Origin of the sequence: Sphingobacterium sp. MYb388 (genome assembly GCF_037479535.1) — a bacterium.
Taxonomy (GTDB): Bacteria; Bacteroidota; Bacteroidia; order Sphingobacteriales; family Sphingobacteriaceae; genus Sphingobacterium; species Sphingobacterium anhuiense.
In genome coordinates this window covers 197,620-216,653 of the sequence record NZ_JBBGYV010000004.1, presented here as the reverse complement: position 1 = coordinate 216,653, position 19,034 = coordinate 197,620, and the positions used below count along the sequence as shown (strand labels likewise).

18 protein-coding genes and 1 tRNA gene are annotated in these 19,034 nt (G+C 36.9%); 12 read left to right on the top strand and 7 right to left on the bottom strand.

The window, feature by feature from the left end; translation table 11 throughout:
• The first annotated feature begins 58 nt into the window (after positions 1 to 58).
• Positions 59 to 1,294: a PQQ-dependent sugar dehydrogenase gene (locus tag WH188_RS14710; protein ID WP_339424248.1), complete on the top strand. Its 1,236-nt coding sequence runs from the start codon at positions 59 to 61 to the stop codon at positions 1,292 to 1,294.
• Between the two features lie 369 nt (positions 1,295 to 1,663).
• Here WH188_RS14710 and WH188_RS14705 read toward each other — a convergent pair whose 3' ends face one another.
• The 5 genes from WH188_RS14705 to WH188_RS14685 all read right to left on the bottom strand — a co-directional run bounded on the left by WH188_RS14705 (position 1,664) and on the right by WH188_RS14685 (position 4,491).
• Positions 1,664 to 2,107 (bottom strand): GNAT family N-acetyltransferase, encoded by a 444-nt coding sequence (locus WH188_RS14705; protein ID WP_021188195.1) that lies wholly within the window; start codon positions 2,105 to 2,107, stop codon positions 1,664 to 1,666.
• Complete coding sequence (locus WH188_RS14700; protein ID WP_021188194.1) at positions 2,098 to 2,478, bottom strand: diacylglycerol kinase family protein; 381 nt, start codon at positions 2,476 to 2,478, stop codon at positions 2,098 to 2,100. The genes WH188_RS14705 and WH188_RS14700 overlap by 10 nt, the downstream gene beginning before the upstream one ends.
• A 73-nt stretch (positions 2,479 to 2,551) precedes the next feature.
• On the bottom strand, positions 2,552 to 3,277 hold the full coding sequence (gene bshB1, locus WH188_RS14695; protein WP_168127053.1) for a bacillithiol biosynthesis deacetylase BshB1: 726 nt from the start codon (positions 3,275 to 3,277) through the stop codon (positions 2,552 to 2,554).
• A gap of 67 nt (positions 3,278 to 3,344) precedes the next feature.
• Positions 3,345 to 3,839 (bottom strand): glutathione peroxidase, encoded by a 495-nt coding sequence (locus WH188_RS14690; RefSeq protein WP_339424247.1) that lies wholly within the window; start codon positions 3,837 to 3,839, stop codon positions 3,345 to 3,347.
• A gap of 13 nt (positions 3,840 to 3,852) precedes the next feature.
• On the bottom strand, positions 3,853 to 4,491 hold the full coding sequence (locus WH188_RS14685) for a DUF4294 domain-containing protein (RefSeq protein WP_339424246.1): 639 nt from the start codon (positions 4,489 to 4,491) through the stop codon (positions 3,853 to 3,855).
• A gap of 149 nt (positions 4,492 to 4,640) precedes the next feature.
• On the opposite strand from WH188_RS14685, the gene WH188_RS14680 reads away from it, so the two are divergent.
• The 7 genes from WH188_RS14680 to WH188_RS14650 all read left to right on the top strand — a co-directional run bounded on the left by WH188_RS14680 (position 4,641) and on the right by WH188_RS14650 (position 11,869).
• The gene (locus WH188_RS14680) at positions 4,641 to 6,857 is read left to right on the top strand and encodes a RelA/SpoT family protein (RefSeq protein WP_132768198.1); all 2,217 of its coding nucleotides are present in this window, start codon (positions 4,641 to 4,643) and stop codon (positions 6,855 to 6,857) included.
• An 83-nt stretch (positions 6,858 to 6,940) separates the two neighbouring features.
• On the top strand, positions 6,941 to 7,429 hold the full coding sequence (locus WH188_RS14675; RefSeq protein ID WP_021190674.1) for a Fur family transcriptional regulator: 489 nt from the start codon (positions 6,941 to 6,943) through the stop codon (positions 7,427 to 7,429).
• A 126-nt stretch (positions 7,430 to 7,555) separates the two neighbouring features.
• Positions 7,556 to 8,833: an adenylosuccinate synthase gene (locus WH188_RS14670; protein WP_132768196.1), complete on the top strand. Its 1,278-nt coding sequence runs from the start codon at positions 7,556 to 7,558 to the stop codon at positions 8,831 to 8,833.
• 3 nt (positions 8,834 to 8,836) lie between these two features.
• Positions 8,837 to 10,123, top strand: coding sequence for an anthranilate synthase component I family protein (locus WH188_RS14665; protein ID WP_339424245.1), 1,287 nt, complete (start codon positions 8,837 to 8,839; stop codon positions 10,121 to 10,123).
• Positions 10,124 to 10,189: 66 nt separating this feature from the next.
• Complete coding sequence (locus WH188_RS14660) at positions 10,190 to 10,846, top strand: TatD family hydrolase (protein WP_339424244.1); 657 nt, start codon at positions 10,190 to 10,192, stop codon at positions 10,844 to 10,846.
• Positions 10,847 to 10,849: 3 nt separating this feature from the next.
• Entirely contained in the window at positions 10,850 to 11,575 is a 726-nt protein-coding gene (locus WH188_RS14655; protein ID WP_132768190.1) for a tRNA threonylcarbamoyladenosine dehydratase, read from the top strand.
• A gap of 54 nt (positions 11,576 to 11,629) precedes the next feature.
• Positions 11,630 to 11,869, top strand: coding sequence for a hypothetical protein (locus tag WH188_RS14650; protein WP_132768188.1), 240 nt, complete (start codon positions 11,630 to 11,632; stop codon positions 11,867 to 11,869).
• Positions 11,870 to 12,813: 944 nt separating this feature from the next.
• Here WH188_RS14650 and WH188_RS14645 read toward each other — a convergent pair.
• Positions 12,814 to 13,023 carry a hypothetical protein gene (locus tag WH188_RS14645; protein ID WP_231577848.1) on the bottom strand — a complete coding sequence of 70 codons (210 nt, stop codon included), beginning with the start codon at positions 13,021 to 13,023 and terminating at the stop codon, positions 12,814 to 12,816.
• A gap of 293 nt (positions 13,024 to 13,316) precedes the next feature.
• Here WH188_RS14645 and WH188_RS14640 point away from each other — a divergent pair, with 293 nt between their 5' ends.
• The gene (locus WH188_RS14640; protein ID WP_168126585.1) at positions 13,317 to 16,436 is read left to right on the top strand and encodes a heavy metal translocating P-type ATPase; all 3,120 of its coding nucleotides are present in this window, start codon (positions 13,317 to 13,319) and stop codon (positions 16,434 to 16,436) included.
• 84 nt (positions 16,437 to 16,520) lie between these two features.
• Positions 16,521 to 16,820: a hypothetical protein gene (locus tag WH188_RS14635; RefSeq protein WP_168126584.1), complete on the top strand. Its 300-nt coding sequence runs from the start codon at positions 16,521 to 16,523 to the stop codon at positions 16,818 to 16,820.
• Positions 16,821 to 16,986: 166 nt separating this feature from the next.
• Here WH188_RS14635 and WH188_RS14630 read toward each other — a convergent pair whose 3' ends face one another.
• Positions 16,987 to 18,345 (bottom strand): hypothetical protein, encoded by a 1,359-nt coding sequence (locus tag WH188_RS14630; RefSeq protein ID WP_168126583.1) that lies wholly within the window; start codon positions 18,343 to 18,345, stop codon positions 16,987 to 16,989.
• Positions 18,346 to 18,514: 169 nt separating this feature from the next.
• Here WH188_RS14630 and WH188_RS14625 point away from each other — a divergent pair, with 169 nt between their 5' ends.
• A complete protein-coding gene (locus WH188_RS14625) occupies positions 18,515 to 18,805 on the top strand; it encodes a DUF1049 domain-containing protein (protein WP_021192051.1) in 291 nt (96 codons plus the stop codon).
• Between the two features lie 139 nt (positions 18,806 to 18,944).
• Positions 18,945 to 19,017 (top strand) — tRNA-Lys (locus tag WH188_RS14620).
• Positions 19,018 to 19,034 lie beyond the last annotated feature (17 nt).

The window sequence follows — 19,034 nt, the reverse complement described above, 5'->3', positions numbered from 1 at the left end:
GTAATTTTTAAATAAATTATTTATATTTTTATATGATATGAAACAATTCAATTTGTCTATGAAAAGTAAATTAGCCACAATCCTGATTAGTTCTTTCGCATTATATTCTTGTTCTAACGGTACTACAGGTGCTGAAGCGAACAATAATACAGTAGATAGTATATATCCTGCTGTAGAAACGAATGCGGCAAATACAAAATATAAACCTGCCTTTGAAGGCCAGACCCGTATCGCTGCTGTAAAAACCACTACACCATTTGAAGGAGTTGTACTCAATACAACATTGAAGTCTCCTTGGGGAATTGCTTCTTTGCCGGACGGACGTTTACTCATTACCGAAAAAGAAGGAACCTTTAGAATAGCAACTGCTGACGGTAAAGTTTCTGAACCGATAACAGGTCTACCTAAAGTGGATACAGATGGTCAAGGTGGTTTATTGGGACTAACGATAGATGCTAATTTTGAAACAAACCGAATGATCTATTTTGTTTTTTCTGAGCCAAGTGCTGAAGGAAACCTAACAGCTGTCGGTAAAGGAAAATTAGCCGCAGATGAGAAGACAGTTGAAAATGTCGCAGTTATTTACCGCGCTACACCAAAGTACAAAGGTAAACTACATTATGGTGGGCGTATCCTATTTGATAAATCAGGCAATTTAATTGTAAGTACGGGTGAACGTTCAGATTTAGCCACCAGACCTCAGGCACAAGATCTAAAATCAGGATTAGGCAAGATTGTTAGAATAACAACAGATGGCGCTCCAGCAGCGGGTAATCCGTTTGCAGGGAAAGCAGATGTAAGACCAGAAATTTACAGTTATGGACATAGAAATGTTCAAGGATTGGCACTTCATCCTGAAACGGGTGATTTATGGGAGACAGAATTTGGTCCTCGCGGTGGAGATGAACTAAACCGTATCGAGCCTGGCAAAAACTACGGCTGGCCAATCATTACTTACGGTTTAGAATACAGTGGTGAAAAAATTGGAGAACCTATCCAACAAAAAGAAGGATTAGAGCAACCGGTTTATTACTGGGATCCCGTATTATCACCTAGCGGTATTACATTCTATACAGGAGATGCCATTCCTGAATGGAAAAACAATCTATTCATCAGTGGACTAAGCAGTACGCATATTGCCCGTCTAGTTATTAAAGATAATAAAGTCGTAGGCGAAGAAAGGTTATTAGCAAAAGAAGGACAACGCTTCAGAGATATCACACAAGGTAAAGATGGAGCGCTTTATGCCATTACAGATTTAGGACGTCTTTACAAAATTGACAAAAAGAAATAACAATTTCGATTGTAAAAAACAGCTAAAGGTAACCAGAAAGGTTACCTTTTTTTATGTATGTGTATTAATAAAAAAAGATTGTATGACAAAACACGTTCTAATCAGAATAGTCGCATTGATCATTCTTTTATTTATGGCCATTCCCATCGGTTTGTCCCAGTTAGATCCAAATAGACGTTGCGGTACAGCCGATAGCTTAGCTATAATTTTTTATATGGGAATCTTTTTGCTGCTATGGATTATCTATTTAATAGTAGAATCTGTTTTCTTATACCGTAAAAACCAAATTCCAAAATTCAGATTCAATATCATTGCCGCTCTAATTATCCCTCTTTTTATATTGATCTCTTTTTTATTTAATTTACTTGATTAAGAGAGCAATTCCATACTGTATAAGTCAAAATCTTTCGCCCAATAATCTTTTACAATCTGGTTTAAAACAAAGCCATTTTTCTGATAAAATAGATAAGTACGTTGCGAAGTACGGACAATGATGCGGTCGATCGTTTTCAGCTCTTTTAAAATTGCTATACGGTGTTCCAGCAACTTTTTGCCATATCCCTTACCCTGTTCTGCAGGAAGGACCATATCCCAACAGATTACAGCCCTATGCTCTTCCAGCTCAACGGTAATGCCACTGCATGCCACCACTCTATTGTCTACTTCAAGAACAAAAAACTGCTGCATCTCAAAATCCAGATAATACTTCAAATCCTCTTTTTCATCCTGAGCAAAGTAAGCTGGAATATTTTCTTGCATAATATTGAGTACGACATCCCGATCCCGTAGCTCGTAAGCCCTAATTAAAACCATATCGCCATTATTTTTGGAACAAAAATGAACATTGCTATAACCACAGAAACGATCGCTGCTGTTAATACTGCGGCAGCTGCTAGATCTTTCGCTTTTTTTACAAAATCATTCTTTTCCTGACAAACCAGATCCGCAAGATTTTCAATAGCGGAATTAATTATTTCAAGCGCAAAAACAGCACCAATACAGAGTAAGATGATCATCCATTCAATCGCAGCGATATCAAAGTAAATTCCAGCAACAATGGTCACAATAGTTGCCGCTACATGAATACGCGCATTATGTTCTTCTATCAACAGTATTTTGAAACCATTGAATGCATATGCAAAACTTTTTATTCGATCCTGTAGCGAGAATTGTTGATTTTTCATGTAATATATGCTGTAAAAGCAAAAGCCGTTTCTTAATATAATAAAGAAACGGCTTTTATTTGATTATTTTAAATTAAATCAGATGAAATATATCATCAACACCTAATATTTTCTTTGCCGTAAACCCTTCAGCATATTTTACCTGTATCGATCTACCAAATTCTCGCGCCCTTGCAGCTGTAGATTCCATAAAATCGGGATTCGAAATATAGGTCTGGGGTTCGTCGAGATTCGTTTCTTCGCCTGTATAAAACTGTGTTTTATACGCTAATATTGATTTTTCCTTAATCGTATAATAATCCGTGATATCCAGTACAATATCAGGTTTAATATAATAATCCTGAATCATCTGCAGCACCAATCTAGGACGGTGAGCTTCTTGTAAAATTCCGTCTGCTATCGTTTCTATTTTCCTTAGACCTGCCAAAAAGCATGCTTCATTCACCATGTGACCTGCTCTGCCATGATCAGGATGGCGGTCAGTAATGGCATTTGTGATTATAATTTCTGGTTGATATTTACGGATCGCCTGAATGACAGCAAGCTTATCTTCTTCACTATTATTGAAAAAACCATCACGTAGCGCTAAGTTATCTCTTACCGTTAAGCCCAATATTGCTGCTGCATCGTTTGCTTCACGATCTCTGGTTTCAGCAGTACCGCGAGTACCAAGTTCCCCTCTCGTAAGATCTACAATACCTACTTTTTTACCCGCAGCAACATATTTTGCTATTGTACCTCCGGCCCCTAATTCTGCATCATCCGGATGCACAGTAATTACTAATAAATCAAGTTTTATCATGCGAGTCTATTTTCAATGTTTAACCAACTAAATATAGACAAAAGTAGTAAACATTTCGTTCTTTCTACCCTTCAGATAATAATTGCTCAACACGTTTTTTGATTCTAGACGCCGTTGGTGAGGTTATTGAGTAAAAATAGTCGACTACCTCTCCATTTTTATTGATCAGATATTTGTGAAAATTCCATAGTGGTTTACTCGAAACATGTCCATTTTCCTCCTTTTGAGCAAGATAACGATACAAGGGCGAAGCATATTCGCCAATGACATGTGTACGTTTAAAAACAGAAAAATGAACTTGTTGGTTAATTTTACAAAAAGTCTCTAACGTATAACCAGTTAGTGGTTCCTGTTTTCCAAAATTATTAGATGGGAAAGCAAGAATTTCAAAACCATCATTTTTATAGGTCTGGTAAAGTTTTTCTAAGGATTTAAATTGGCTCGTAAACAGGCATTGGCTGGCCGTATTTACAATGAGCAATACTTTTCCCTTATAGTCAGCTAATGATTTTTCTTGACCATTGAACTGTAGGGCTTTAAAATCATAAACTGTCTTCATAAATTAATAATTTTTAAAAATACTGTGGATCTCTTCTCGTTTTTTGAAATTCTCTAATGATATTTTCTATTTCAAAATCTTCTCTCGGATCGTAAGTACTTTTTAGGTTATGTCCAAATATTTTAGCTACCCCTTGGTATAAAAAAGCAGATAACCCACCTTTCATCTGTTTCACCATTTCATAGCTCGAATGTCCTGTTTGTCGGTCTATAAGTTTAATGAGAATTTTCCCCTGTGTAATACTCATATTTTTAATTTCCCGATTAAACATCGACTTCACTTCATTCTCACATGTTTCAATCAGCTTTTTCTGTTCTTTTTTATCAGAAACCAATGCAAGTTCCCGGTCCAACTGATCATATCTTTTTTGAGCAAAAATAGCATAAGGCAATACCCTTAACACATTTCGTCTTAGCCTTAGGTACTGTTTTTTAGCATCTTCCGAAGTCCATATTCTTGGTTTTGATATTTTGACCTCTGGAATTAAGAACCAAGGAAGCCTCTCGCCACTTTCTAATGTGGTCATATTATACTCTTCAATTACTTGTTGCTGCCCCTCCCCGTAGAGCGGTACTGTCAGTGCTTGAGACATCCCCAAAAAAGGGATAAAAGCAAGTATAGATAGTATCCATCGTAAGTTTATTCTGATCATTACAATTTAAAAATTGTCTTTTTTTGTCAATAGTATTAAAAATTTATTACATTTAATAAAAATAAATCGGGTTTACTATTTATTCCTTTAAATTAACAATAACTAATTTAAGAAATGTATTTTTAAAATCATAATGCAACTGCAAGTTTATGAAAGATTATGTGATTGATATAGAAGCAGAAAATAAAGAAATACGTAAAAGATACCGAGCATTACTACGCGCATGTAAACCAACGATGCAACGAGGTGACAAGCAGATGATCAGAAAAGCATTTGATCTCGCATTAGAAAGTCACAAAGAAATGCGTCGAAAATCTGGCGAACCTTATATTTTCCACCCGATTGCCGTAGCTCAGATAGCTGCAGAAGAAATTGGTTTAGGTACAACTTCAATAGTTTGTGCCCTCTTACACGATGTGGTTGAAGATACCAACATTACACTCGATGAGATCGAGCAGATGTTTGGTAAAAAAGTGCGTCGTATTATTGATGGACTGACCAAAATTTCAGGAATTTTTGATCCGAACAGTTCCATGCAGGCAGAAAATTTCCGTAAGATGTTATTAACATTGGCAGATGATGTCCGTGTTATTTTGATCAAACTAGCGGATCGCCTGCATAACATGCGTACCATGGAATTTATGGCACGTGATAAGCAATTGAAAATTGCTTCAGAAACCAGTTATTTATATGCGCCATTGGCCCATAGACTGGGATTATATGCGATCAAGTCTGAATTGGAAGACTTATCCATGAAGTTCACAGATCCCGACACCTACAAGTTTATCGCTCGAAAACTTAACGAAAAAAAGGCGGAAAGAGAGAAATTTATCTCCGACTTTATTCAGCCTGTGCAAGAAATATTACAGGAACAAGGTATAACGGCGCAAATTTTCGGCAGACCCAAATCCATTCATTCCATCTGGACCAAGATGCGTAAAAAATCGATTCCTTTCGAAGAGGTTTACGATTTATTTGCGATCCGTATTGTCATCGATACCGATGATGAGCGTGAAAAAACAGAATGTTGGAAAGTGTATTCTATTGTAACCGACCTGTACCGACCAAACCCCGACCGTCTAAGAGACTGGGTATCATCACCTAAAGGTAATGGATATGAATCCCTGCATACCACGGTTATGGGACCTCGTGGTCAATGGGTTGAAGTTCAGATCAGAACCAGCCGCATGAATGAAATTGCGGAGAAAGGTTTTGCGGCACACTGGAAATATAAAGAATCCAATTCGGACAGTGGGTTAGACCAGTGGATCAAAAAAATTAGAGATGTACTGAGCAATCCGGAACAGAATGCACTGGACTTTGTGGACGACTTTAAAATGAATTTGTTCTCCGATGAGATCTTTATTTTCACGCCAAAAGGAGCCCTTATTCAACTGCCACATGAAGCCACTGCATTAGATTTTGCCTTTGAAATCCACTCGGATATCGGAGCAACCTGTATCGGTGCAAAAGTCAACCATAAATTGGTGCCTTTAAGTCATGTTTTGCAAAATGGTGATCAAGTAGAGATCATAACATCGAGCAAACAGACACCAAAAGAAGACTGGTTGAATTTTGTCGTGACAGCAAAAGCAAAATCCAAAATCCGTTCTTCACTGAAAGAAGAAAGACGTCGTGTGGCGGAAGATGGTAAAGAAATTCTGGAGCGTAAGCTGAAAACGTTAAAGATTACCTATAACACTGATAATATTAATAAAATTGCGAATTTCCTTAAATTTCCAAGTTCGCAGGATCTGTTTTATAATGTAGCCAAAGGACTCGTTGATATTAAACAATTGCGGGAATTTGTGGCGCACGAAAAAAACAACGATGCGACACTGAGTACCCAAAACACCCAATTTAATACACATATTGGTGGTTTAGTAGAGAAATTCAGTAAAAAAGATCAGGATACCCTCTTGTTAGGTGATGATTTGCAGAAAATCGATTACACCCTTGCTCCTTGTTGTAACCCAATACCTGGAGATGATGTATTTGGATTTTTAACTGTAAACGATGGTATAAAAATACACCGTACCAGCTGTCCAAATGCATCAAAATTAATGGCGAACTACGGTTACCGCATTATGAAGGCTAAGTGGACATCCCAAACAGATGTATCTTTCTTGACCGGATTACGTATTGTCGGTATCGATGATGTTGGTTTGGTCAATAAGATCACCACCGTCATATCTCAGGAGTTTAAAGTTAATATTCGCTCCTTAAGTATTACCAGTAACGAAGGAATTTTTGAAGGGCATATTATGGTCTTTGTAAATGATACAGAACAATTGGAAAATCTAATGAAAACGCTTAAACAAGTGCGCGGCATTACCACTGTTTCACGATATGAATCTGAGAGTTAAACATCAGCTGAATATCACATTTTTTTAATACTACAATAATTGAATCAAAATTGGTAAATTTGTAAAGAATCTTATTGATTAATATGAACGCAGCTGAAAATTACGCAACAGTAAAAAAGATCTTTGAAGCTTACTTAGAAAATAAAAATCTAAGAAAAACTCCAGAGCGTTATGCTATTTTAGAAGAAATTTATTCCCGTACAGATCACTTTGATGTAGAATCATTGTACATCCATATGAAGAATAAAAAATACCGAGTTAGCCGTGCCACTGTATACAACACGTTAGAATTGTTGGTATCCTGTGACTTAGTTACTAAACATCAATTTGGGCGCAATATGGCTCAATTTGAAAAATCCTATGGCTTTAAACAACACGATCACGTCATTTGTATTGAATGTAATATCGTGGTGGAATTTTGTGACCCACGTATCAACCAGATTCAAAGCTTAATGGGTGATTTATTAAAATTCGATATCAAACATCACTCGTTAAATCTGTATGGTGTTTGTAATGATTGCCAACAAAAAATCGCTGCCTCAAAAGCAAAAGAAGAGGTTATTTCAAATTAATCTCAGGATTGGCGAAATATAATAGTACATTTGTTCAGAAAATGATTTGCTCATTTTTCTGAACATTTTGTTTTTAGATAATTCAAAAAATTAACATAAATTCTTAATCACAATACTTTAAAAGCTATGCAAGTTGATGTGCTTTTGGGCTTACAATGGGGAGACGAAGGTAAAGGTAAAATCGTTGATGTATTTTGTCCACAATACGATTTAATTGCTCGTTTCCAAGGCGGCCCTAACGCCGGACACACATTGGAGTTTGATAACAAAAAATTCGTTTTAAACACGATCCCTTCGGGTATCTTCAATGAAGGAACTCTTAACCTAATCGGAAATGGTGTTGTTATCGACCCGATTATCTTAAAGAGAGAACTAGACAATTTGAAAACTGCTGGATTTGATCCAGTAGGTAAAGGAAATTTAGTGTTAGCTCGTAAAGCGCATTTAATCCTTCCTACTCACCAGTTACTAGATGCTGCTTCAGAATCTAAAATGGGTGACGGTAAAATTGGTTCTACCTTAAAAGGTATTGGTCCTACCTATATGGATAAAACAGGTCGTAATGGCCTACGTGTGGGTGATACTACATTGCCAGATTTCAAAGAGCGTTACGAAAAATTGAGAGAAAAACACCTTTCTATTTTATCACACTACGGTGAAATCCCTGATTTCTCTGAAAAAGAAGAAGCTTTCTTAGCTGCTATCGAATTCATTAAAACTATTCCACATGTTGATTCAGAACATTTAGTGAATCAATATTTAAAGGATGGTAAAAAAGTATTGGCGGAAGGTGCTCAAGGTACTTTGTTAGATGTTGACTTTGGTTCTTATCCATTCGTTACATCTTCAAATACAACTACAGCGGGCGCATGTACAGGTTTAGGTATTGCTCCAAATAAAATTGGTGCAGTATATGGTATCTTCAAAGCTTATGCTACTCGCGTAGGTGGAGGCCCATTCCCGACTGAATTACATGATGAAGTAGGTGAAAACTTACGTAAATTAGGTCATGAATTTGGAGCAACAACAGGTCGCGCACGTCGTACAGGTTGGATTGATATTCCTGCTTTAAAATATGCCATCATGTTAAACGGTGTTACCGAATTGATCATGATGAAAGCTGATGTGTTGGATACTTTCGAAAAAATCAAAGTTTGTACACACTACAAACATGAAGGAAAAGTAATCGATTACATGCCATATGAGATTATCACGAACGAGGCTGAGCCTATTCTTGAAGAAATCGACGGCTGGAATCAAGATCTGACTGGTATCACGCAACAAAGTGAAATCCCTGCAGCATTACAAAATTACATTACGTATCTAGAGAAAGCATTAGAAGTGCCTATCACATTCCTATCTGTTGGTCCAGATCGTAAACAAACATTAAAATTGACTAAATAGTTAATGCGGGTCGAAGACAATTTTGTTATAGATTCAACGAATAATTTTCATCAAAAAGCGCTGCAATGGGCAGCGCAATTTGATGAAGTAGCTTATCTCCATTCCAATGGACATAGCGATCAGTGGAGTGCATTTGAATGCTTAATTGCAGTAAAAGCAACTTCCTCTTATACCTCGACTTCCGGTAATACACTTCAGGATGTTCAAAAATATATAGACACATATCCAGATACTTATATTCCTGGTTTTTTTTCGTACGATCTGAAAAATGAAATCGAAGAACTGGAAACACATCATGATGATCCTTTAGGATTTCCATTAGCCTATTTCTTTGTTCCTGCAGTTACGATCAAAACAATTGGAAATACCGTTTGGATAACAGCTGAAAATCCTGCTCAAATCTATCAAACCATTTTAGATTTCACATGGCAGACCGGTTCTGTGGGTTTTGATGGCCAGATACAGACCAGATGGTCTAAGGCTGAATATATGCTTGCATTTAATAAAATGCAAGATCATATCCAAAGAGGAGATATTTACGAAGTCAACCTCTGCCAGGAGTTTTATGCTGACCAGGTCAACTTAAATCCCGTAGCGGCATTTGAAAAATTGAACAGCATCTCCCCTACGCCGTTTGCGGCATTTTTTAAATTCAACAAGAATTACATCCTTTCCGCATCTCCAGAAAGATTTCTGGCGAAAAGGAATCAACAGCTCATTTCCCAACCTATAAAAGGAACTGCAAAACGAGGAAAAACTGCTGAAGAAGATCAAAAGATCGTCCAAGCTATGTTAAACTCTACGAAAGAAATTGCTGAAAATGTGATGATTGTAGATTTAGTTCGCAATGATCTCACGAAAAGCGCAGTACCAAAATCTGTCAAAGCAGATCGTCTGTTCGAAATTCAGACATTTAAACTCGTTCATCAGATGATTTCGACCATTACCTGTGAAATCGATGAAAAAGTAGCGGATGTTGAAGTTATTAAAAATACCTTCCCTGCTGGTTCAATGACCGGCGCTCCTAAAATTGCTGCCATGCAGATCTGTGATCAAGTTGAAGCAACAAGACGCTCGTTATATGCAGGATCCATCGGTTATTTCGGTCCTGAAGGTGATTTTGATTTCAATGTTGTGATCCGGACCATTTTATACAATGCACAAAGTAAATATTTGTCCTTTCAGACAGGCGGTGCTATTACCGTTCAGGCAAATGCTGAAGACGAATATCAAGAATGCTTATTAAAAGCAAATGGTATGTTGCAAGTTCTTGATACACATATTCAATAAATATCTATATCTTTAGTAGATAAAATTCTCAAACATCATTTTTTTTTCTGAAATTTGCGCCTGATTATGACACAGATATACATTGATATCCATACCCATCAGCATCACTCGTCAGAGACTGAACGCTTTGACGTATTTAATCTTATACTGAATGCTGATCCAGATGATCATTATTTACCGCCAGTAACTGCGGGGTTACACCCATGGCACATCAGTGAAAGTGACCCTTTTAAAGGCATATCGATCCTGCAAGAATTGCTTCGTGATCATGAAATTCTAGCTGTCGGGGAATGTGGTATGGATAAAGTAATATCTGTGCCCCTAAATGTGCAGCAAGACGTTTTTCAAAAACAAGTTAGCTTAGCAAAAGAATACGGTAAGCCATTGATCATTCATTGCGTCCGTGCTTTTGACGAAGTACAGCAAGTTTTAAAAAGTGAAAATTTCACAGGACACATCATTTTTCATGGATTTAATAAGAATCAAAAACTTGCTGAGCAATTGCTTAAAAAAGGATATTATCTTTCGTTTGGTTCATCAATTCTCACGGGAAAGTTAGATGAAACGCTTGTAGCGACTCCTCTTGAACAGCTTTTTTTGGAAACGGATGATGCGCATGCCGATATCAGAGAATTGTACGCTTATGCAGCACAATTGAAAAAGATATCGATAAATGAATTAAAAGAAAACATAATAAGAAACTATCAACTTGTATTTGAGTAAAATATGAAAGACTTAACTTGGCTATCGCGTACAGAGGCATTAGTGGGGCGTGAAGCTTTAGAAAAATTGGCAAATTCTCATGTCATGGTTTTGGGATTGGGAGGCGTAGGATCGTTTGCAGCGGAATTTATCTGCCGTGGCGGTGTTGGCAAAATGACCATCATTGATGGCGACACTGTAGATCCTTCTAATAGAAACAGACAGCTACCAGCATTGGCAACCAACCATGGTCAATCTAAAGCACAGATTATGCGCGATCGGTTGTTATCTATAAATCCTGAACTGGATTTGACTATTGTTGAAGATTTCGTTCTTCCTGAAAAGATTTCCGATCTATTGGATCTTAATCCTGACTATGCAGTGGAAGCAATTGATAGTATCACGCCAAAATTATTTTTTATCCGTCAGGCTCTAGAGCGTAAAGTTCGTTTTGTGAGTTCTATGGGAGCTGGAGGAAAAATGGATCCTACAAAAATAGAAATTGCAGATATCGGAGAAACCTATAATTGTAAACTTGCTCATCATATCCGTAAAAAGTTATATAAACATGGGATAAGAAGTGGTTTTAAAGCAGTATTTTCTACAGAATTGCCAGATAAAGCATCCCTGTTGTATACCGATGGCAGTAACTATAAGAAATCTGCATACGGAACGATGTCTTATCTGCCAGCTGCATTCGGAGGAGCAATCGCTTCCGTTGCATTAAGAGATTTAATCGCTAAAAATTAATGATATTCTCGTCAATATATCGCATTATATTGACGAGAATATGTAGTTTTGGCTATGGAAAAACTTATAAAATTAGTTGAAAAGAATAAGCTTGCTAATCAACCGGTTGATGAATTTTCAATGGTTATCGATGATAAGCAGGTGGTACACGGTGCAATTTTTGTTATAAAAATTGAAAAGAAAACCTTTAAACTTTTCATTCCAGAACCGCACTACAAAACCATTATTGAGGGAGAAACAAAACCTTTGATCAAAACGATCCTCAAACATCCTGAGGTTATGCTATTTATGTAATTTTCTAACAATCCTATTATTTTCAAAGGCATTTAAACATTACTTTTTTCTGCAATAAGATTCTGAGGCATATATCCTTGAAATTACTGTTGCAATCTATTGATCAATATATCTATAGAACAGCACATTCTGAAAATTAACCACTTTATATTGAAGCTAATTTTAAGCGATTTAAAGAGTTCTGTTAGACCAATCTAGCAAAGACTTGTCCTGATGGATTAAATTGCTTAAATCTCTTGTTTTCAACTAATCTGATCTATTGTAAAGACATAGTGATGGCGATCTGTTGTATGTTATTAATAATAGATTAGGAATGATCGACTTTTTTTTGAGAGATGTTCGGGATTTCTTTGAGATTGCGAGCAGACTGGTTCGTATTTTGTTCGCCATTTATTCGACTCGTTTTCGTCTTATGGTCGAAGCCGAGTCGAAGAACAGTCGAAGCGCACCCGAATCAATCCCGAAGTTGTTCCCTATCATTATCGAGCCGTTGTGCAAGCATTCTCGAGAAGACTAAGGACTTTTACGGACTTCTTTGGACTTTTAGCTTATACATTCTTCGTAATAAAGCATAAAATTTATACATCACTAAAAAAAAGATCAAGTTATCTACGGCAAGAACTTTTCTCCGCAAATTCGAGTTTTATTTGACTGCCCTTCGGGTCTGCTTCGCCCCTTCCTCGGGTAGTTTATACTAATCCTCTACTATGCCTATACTCCGCCTCTACTGTTTATGTAGAGGAAAGGTAGACAAACAGTATACAAACAGTAGAGGCACAATAGACAATTCCCGAAGCCTTTCCGAAGAAAGGGCGAATAAGTTACGAACCATTACCTAACGATACCGGAAGAAATTTCGCATTCTATTACCCTTATAAATGGTGGCTGCAGTGCAATAATTTACGGTTAAAAACCGAATTAGCATTGACTGTCATGTCATACCGCTATATCAGATTAAACACAAGTAATATAGAAGCAGCAAACAGAACAAATAAGCCTGTTAAGAAGATGATATCGGCAATATTTTCCAGTCTTTTAACTTCCCTTAGATCACCTCTTTTCATCGCAATAAAGGAAATAATACAGCTGGACATAAATATGAAAATAGCAATAGCGGCACATTCATCAATTAAACTTCCCTCTGTGAGTTTCATCGTTTTTATTGTCGTTAAGACCAGAAAACAAATTCCCAGTAAATTGGCTGAAGTATTTAAAATATGAGAAGTCCGACCCGAGCTGTCTCTTTTATCTCTGTTATGATTTGAATCCATGGTCTATTTTCATTTACAAACAAAGTAATAATTTCTTTGTTCTTTTACTGATAGCTAAATATCCATTTAAAGGATATTTCTTGCTTAATTAAAATCTTATAATTTAAACCTCAAATGTTACAGCATTAATTTTTGTCTAAAGAGGGATATTTGTATAGGTTAATTTAAAGCAGATTATGAATCAAAAATATCAAATATCCGGCATGACTTGCAATGGATGTCGCACAAATGTCGAAGATAAGCTAAATGAGATACCAGGTGTAAAAGCTACTGTTACATTAGCTCCACCTGAAGTCATTATTGATAGTGAAGATCGTGTTGATGTAGATGAATGCAATAAAGCACTTTCAGAAATTGGTGATTACCACATTGTGCAAAACAATAGTCATCACAACGGAAAGACCTCAGTCTATCATAAAGCAGATGATCAATCGAAAAAAAGTGCAGTAGCTGTTTCAGGCAAATACATTTGCCCCATGTTCTGTGAGGGTCAGGATAAAACGTACGATTTACCGGGCTCCTGTCCTGTCTGTGGTATGCATTTAGTACCCGCAGAATCATTATCGGAAAATAAACATACACAGGATGAAAGTGCAAACGCCTCTTGCTGTTCATCAAAAAATAACGGAGAACAGATAAACCAAACGGTGGACAAGTCATCAGGTAAATATATCTGTCCTATGTTCTGTGAAGGTCATGATAAAACGTACGAGCAAGAAGGTTCCTGCCCCATATGTGGGATGCATTTAGTACCTGTTGAGTCATTATTGGAAAATAAACACACACAGGATGAAAGTGCGAACGCCTCTTGCTGTTCATCAAAAAATAAAGATGAACAGACAGTCCAAACTGCAGGCGCACCATCAGGTAAATATATCTGTCCTATGTTTTGTGAAGGTCATGATAAAACTTACGACCAAAAAGGTTCCTGCCCTGTTTGTGGTATGTTTCTCGTTCCAGTTGAATCTTTAGCTGATAAAGCAGATAAGCATCACCATGATATTAAATCCACAGGCTTTTCTTCGCATGAAAAAGTGGGCACTCCAAAGGTCACGGCCAGTTCAACGGGTAAATATTATTGTCCTATGATGTGTGAGGGCGAGAAACTGTATGATAAACCAGGATCCTGTCCAGTCTGTGGTATGAACTTAGAGAAAATGCCAGAAAAGAAAGCAGCTTTAACTTACAGCTGTCCGATGCATCCAGAAGTTCAAAGTGACAAACCGGGTTCTTGTCCCATCTGTGGTATGGATTTAGTAGCAAATGCCAACACAGAGGAAGATGATCACACATATCAAACACTGAAAAAGAAATTTTGGGTAGCGCTGTTATTCACCGTTCCCTTATTTATATTATCAATGGGTGAAATGATTCCTGGCAACCCGATCGGGCAAGTCATCACACCAAAGATGTCAGGCTGGATCCAGTTATTTTTAACCATTCCAGTTGTTTTTTATGCCACTTGGATGTTTTTTGAGCGTGCTTGGACCTCTTTCAAAACTTGGAACTTAAATATGTTCAGCTTGATAGGTCTAGGTGCCGGAGCAGGATTTTTATACAGCGTAGTGGCTTTATTCTTTCCATCCCTATTTCCGGATGCATTATTAGGTCATCATGGTCAGGTTGCACTATATTTTGAGTCTGTTGCCGTTATCTTAACGCTGGTACTATTGGGACAACTAATGGAAGCGAAAGCACATTCAAGAACGAATTCAGCTATTAAAGAACTTATAAAACTTTCTCCTGCAGAAGCTAATCTAGTTGAAAATGGAGTGGAAAAGAAAATTTCGGTCGCAGACATCCAGTTAGAACAAATTTTACGCGTTAAACCAGGAGAAAAGATTCCTGTAGACGGAGAAATAACTTCTGGACATAGCTCGATTGACGAATCCATGCTAACGGGGGAACCGGTTCCTGTCGATAAAAATGAAGGTGATAAAGTGAGTGCTGGAACGATTAACGGTAATCAGTCATTCTTAATGAAAGCCAACCGTGTCGGTGATGATACACTATTGGCACAAATTATAGAAATGGTCAATAGTGCAAGCCGAAGTAAAGCACCAATACAGAAGTTAACCGATCGTGTATCCCGCATATTCGTTCCTATAGTAATTGCCATCGCTATTTTAACATTTGTCGTCTGGATGATCTATGGAGTAGAATCTAAACTGGCCTTTGCCTTAGCCAATGCTTTGGCGGTTCTTATCGTAGCCTGTCCATGTGCTCTGGGGCTTGCAACACCGATGTCGGTCATGGTGGGAATCGGTAAAGGTGCAAAAAATGGTATCTTGATAAAGAATGCGGAAGCGCTCGAAAAGCTAGATAAAGTGAATGTACTGGTGACAGATAAAACCGGAACCATAACCGAAGGAAGGCCGAGTTTGGAAGTGGTATTCAGTACATCAGACAGTACCGTTGATGAATTGTTGATCTTGGCAGCTTCAGTGAATGCCAATAGCTCCCACCCTTTAGCCGAAGCGGTAGTGAAGAAAGCAAAGGAGTCAAAACTAACATTAAAAGAGACAGATCGTTTTGATACCATAAACGGTAAAGGTGTTATTGGTTATATTGCCAATGATAAAGTGCTTCTTGGAAATGAATCGTTGTTATTGGACGATGGTATTGCGATCAGCGAAAGCGTTAAAGAACAAGTTGCTGTAGAACAGGAAAAAGGCCGTACAGTATCTTACTTAGCTAAAGGAACAACACTGTTAGGTTATCTCGTTATTGCCGATAAAATAAAAGATACGGCAAAACAGGCTATCCATTACCTGATGGATCATGGTGTTGATGTGATTATGTTAACAGGTGACAATGCCAAAACAGCCAAAGCTGTAGCGGATGAACTGGGTATTAAACACTTTAAAGCACAAGCGCTACCAGAAGATAAGTTGATGGAGATTAAAAAGCTGCAACAGGAAAATAAAGTAGTCGCAATGACTGGTGACGGTATCAATGATGCTCCAGCATTAGCACAGGCAGATATAGGTATTGCAATGGGTACAGGTACTGATGTGGCTATCGAGAGTGCTGAAGTAACCTTATTGAAAGGCGACTTAATGGGTGTTGCCAAAGCTAAAATACTGAGTCATAAACTAGTGCGCAATATTAAACAGAACCTACTCTTTGCCTTCCTTTATAATGTTTTAGGCATTCCGATTGCAGCAGGTATTTTATACCCTACTTTTGGTATCTTGTTATCGCCAATGCTTGCTGCCGCAGCAATGAGCCTAAGCTCAGTATCCGTTATCCTCAATTCATTACGATTGAATGCGGTCAATATCGATGCGAAATAAATTTTAATAAAAACATATAGCTGTCCATCACAGCTGAAAAAATAGCCTCTTAAAAAAGAGGCTATTTTTCTAAATTAAATGATCATGTACGAAGAACCTCATAGTAACTATAAAAAAGTATTGGCCTATCTGTTAGCTACGCTACTGATCTTCGCTTTACTGAGTTGGCTTTCTTATCACAATGGTATGGCCTATGATGGTTTAACTACAATAGGATTTCCGTTAACGTACTACAGTGAAGGTGCAGGACAAAGTCTGCTTACAGGTCAAATGCAGCATTTCAGTAACTATTCCTTAATGGCGTTTGCCATAGATCTGGCTTTCTCCTTGCTCACTTACGCAGCAGTTCGCTTCCTATTTAAGAAATTAAAAAAAAGATTATAAATAGTAGCATTTAAGTTCTATCGGATCTTTTTTGGTACATTATGGAGAGGTTCAAAATTTCCGGATAAATTTCTGTTGATACTATAGTCTCTGCTTTAATCCCCATTCAGAATTTCCATTTTTTTAATCCGATAAGAGCATTATCATCGTCAAATTTTGACAAAAACTAATTATACAAAGCTATTAGTGTACCACATGAAGTCCATATGCTACATAAAAGTCCAAATATTAGGCAGTATAACAGGATATCCATTTCCTTCCGTAATTTGATCCAAAATACAACAACAAACATAAGCGGGCACACAACTATAGAAATAAATAAAAATGATGCTAATATCACAAAAATATCTTCATTGAAATCCATGAGCAAAATCCTTATTCCAATGTAGGATAGCCAGACAAATATTGGCGATATAAGACATATTAACCATTTCCAAACTAATTTTAGTTCAAGTTCTTGAGGAAATGTATTACGGTAATTCTTGATTAAAAATCGGATCATGAAAATGATAATCAAAATCATAATACTGATCTGAACATATGTATTTCGGATAGTATCTGCTCTGGTATTAATATGAGTCTTAGCAACCAATTTACCATGATCAAACTGCTTGACACTTGTCCGTTCTCCATTTACAAATGTTTGTACGACGACGTTATCGCTATCGCCGGAAGTAAAAGTCCAAGTTGAGTCTTCTACCCCCATTTTGTAAAATCCTTCAATGATTAATTTATCATTTACTTTTCTACTAAATTTACCATCGAGGCGACCTCCATTAAATCTTAAAAAATCCTCACCCTCCGCTGTATTAATAATCAGAGTAGTTATTTTTCCGTAAGGAATTACAGTGGTGCTATCTGCTAGCCTAGCTACAACATTTTTATCTAGATCTTCAAGTGAATGATTCTTGTTATAATCATCGTTTCTAATGGGCCGATTAATATACCAATGATTGACCTTAACGACAAGTAGAGAATCCTTTGGGTAAAATTCAAATTCATGATATAAATTTAAATCGGGAACTGTAGCTGATTTTAAGAGAACATATTGTGGCTGATCAAAAGATTGGACATACCTTTGCTGACTGGTTGCGCAGAAAGCGAAAATTGTAATACCTGCGACAATCAAAGTGCTTAATCTTGCTATTAAGGAATCAGCAATCAATATGATAGAATCATTTTTTATGTAAAACCAGGCTACAAACAGCATTGGCAACGCAATTAGATCGCTCAGGTCGACCGTTCGTTGGATGTTAAATAAGATATTCAACAGTTCTATAAATCCTGAGGCAAGTTCACTTTTCCAAAAGACAAACAATATTCCGGTAAAGATAAAGATCCATAATTTATGACGGGGAAAGATCGTTGACCAAAAAATAGGAAAAATAAATAACCCACAGAAATCAGAAAGTTTTCCGGTAAACGTATTGTGGAAAGTTGCTTTCATATAAAAATCATTGGCGATCAATAGTACGAGGCAGAAGATAAAAAGCGGTGACAATAACTTTTTTAGACGGTCATACATGCTTATAGAAGTTTATTTATATATTAATACAAGTTAATTAATTTAGTAACCGTGTGCAATATTCATTCTAGTCTTCAGAACGTTATCAAGACGAATAATAGATCCTGCACCTTTAAGAATATAAAGTATCAATGACAATGATTATTTTTGGTAAATAAAAACGCGAAAAATGAATTTCAAAACGATCATACTTTTAATTTTAGTCGTCATTATTACGATTTTTTTTATGCAGAACACTGCTCCGGTAGAATTTTGGTTTTTTGGTAAGCACATCTTCGCATTATCATCAATTATAGCGATCACTCTTTTTATCGGGATCATCATTGGGGGTATTTTGTTGAGACCTAAGAAAAGAAAGACAGAAGTGATTCAAGTAAATCCAGCTAACCCATCAGAAATTGAACAATCTTCAGTTCCAAATTCAACTTTAAGTAATGAAGATAGGGATTATATTTCTTAATTTTAAAAAATTAATTCCCTATAAATGAAAGGACAAGAAAGGACTTTGTAATTAAATAGTCGTTTTATTTGCACTGTATGCTAGTTTTTTCTACCTTTGCATCACTCCAAACAACGAAGGAAACTTCAAAAAAGAGTAAGATTCCGTAGCTCAGCTGGTAGAGCAATACACTTTTAATGTATGGGTCCTGGGTTCGAATCCCAGCGGGATCACAAAGGAAAAGCTAATC

Bases quoted from the DNA above. Each gene is read 5' to 3' on its own strand.
- WH188_RS14710 (WP_339424248.1), top strand. From the start codon at position 59: ATGAAAAGTAAATTAGCCACAATCCTGATTAGTTCTTTCGCATTATAT.
- WH188_RS14705 (WP_021188195.1), bottom strand. From the start codon at position 2,107: ATGGTTTTAATTAGGGCTTACGAGCTACGGGATCGGGATGTCGTACTC.
- WH188_RS14700 (WP_021188194.1), bottom strand. From the start codon at position 2,478: ATGAAAAATCAACAATTCTCGCTACAGGATCGAATAAAAAGTTTTGCA.
- WH188_RS14690 (WP_339424247.1), bottom strand. From the start codon at position 3,839: ATGAAGACAGTTTATGATTTTAAAGCCCTACAGTTCAATGGTCAAGAA.
- WH188_RS14685 (WP_339424246.1), bottom strand. From the start codon at position 4,491: ATGATCAGAATAAACTTACGATGGATACTATCTATACTTGCTTTTATC.
- WH188_RS14680 (WP_132768198.1), top strand. From the start codon at position 4,641: ATGAAAGATTATGTGATTGATATAGAAGCAGAAAATAAAGAAATACGT.
- WH188_RS14675 (WP_021190674.1), top strand. From the start codon at position 6,941: ATGAACGCAGCTGAAAATTACGCAACAGTAAAAAAGATCTTTGAAGCT.
- WH188_RS14670 (WP_132768196.1), top strand. From the start codon at position 7,556: ATGCAAGTTGATGTGCTTTTGGGCTTACAATGGGGAGACGAAGGTAAA.
- WH188_RS14665 (WP_339424245.1), top strand. From the start codon at position 8,837: ATGCGGGTCGAAGACAATTTTGTTATAGATTCAACGAATAATTTTCAT.
- WH188_RS14660 (WP_339424244.1), top strand. From the start codon at position 10,190: ATGACACAGATATACATTGATATCCATACCCATCAGCATCACTCGTCA.
- WH188_RS14655 (WP_132768190.1), top strand. From the start codon at position 10,850: ATGAAAGACTTAACTTGGCTATCGCGTACAGAGGCATTAGTGGGGCGT.
- WH188_RS14650 (WP_132768188.1), top strand. From the start codon at position 11,630: ATGGAAAAACTTATAAAATTAGTTGAAAAGAATAAGCTTGCTAATCAA.
- WH188_RS14645 (WP_231577848.1), bottom strand. From the start codon at position 13,023: ATGAAACTCACAGAGGGAAGTTTAATTGATGAATGTGCCGCTATTGCT.
- WH188_RS14640 (WP_168126585.1), top strand. From the start codon at position 13,317: ATGAATCAAAAATATCAAATATCCGGCATGACTTGCAATGGATGTCGC.
- WH188_RS14635 (WP_168126584.1), top strand. From the start codon at position 16,521: ATGTACGAAGAACCTCATAGTAACTATAAAAAAGTATTGGCCTATCTG.
- WH188_RS14630 (WP_168126583.1), bottom strand. From the start codon at position 18,345: ATGTATGACCGTCTAAAAAAGTTATTGTCACCGCTTTTTATCTTCTGC.
- WH188_RS14625 (WP_021192051.1), top strand. From the start codon at position 18,515: ATGAATTTCAAAACGATCATACTTTTAATTTTAGTCGTCATTATTACG.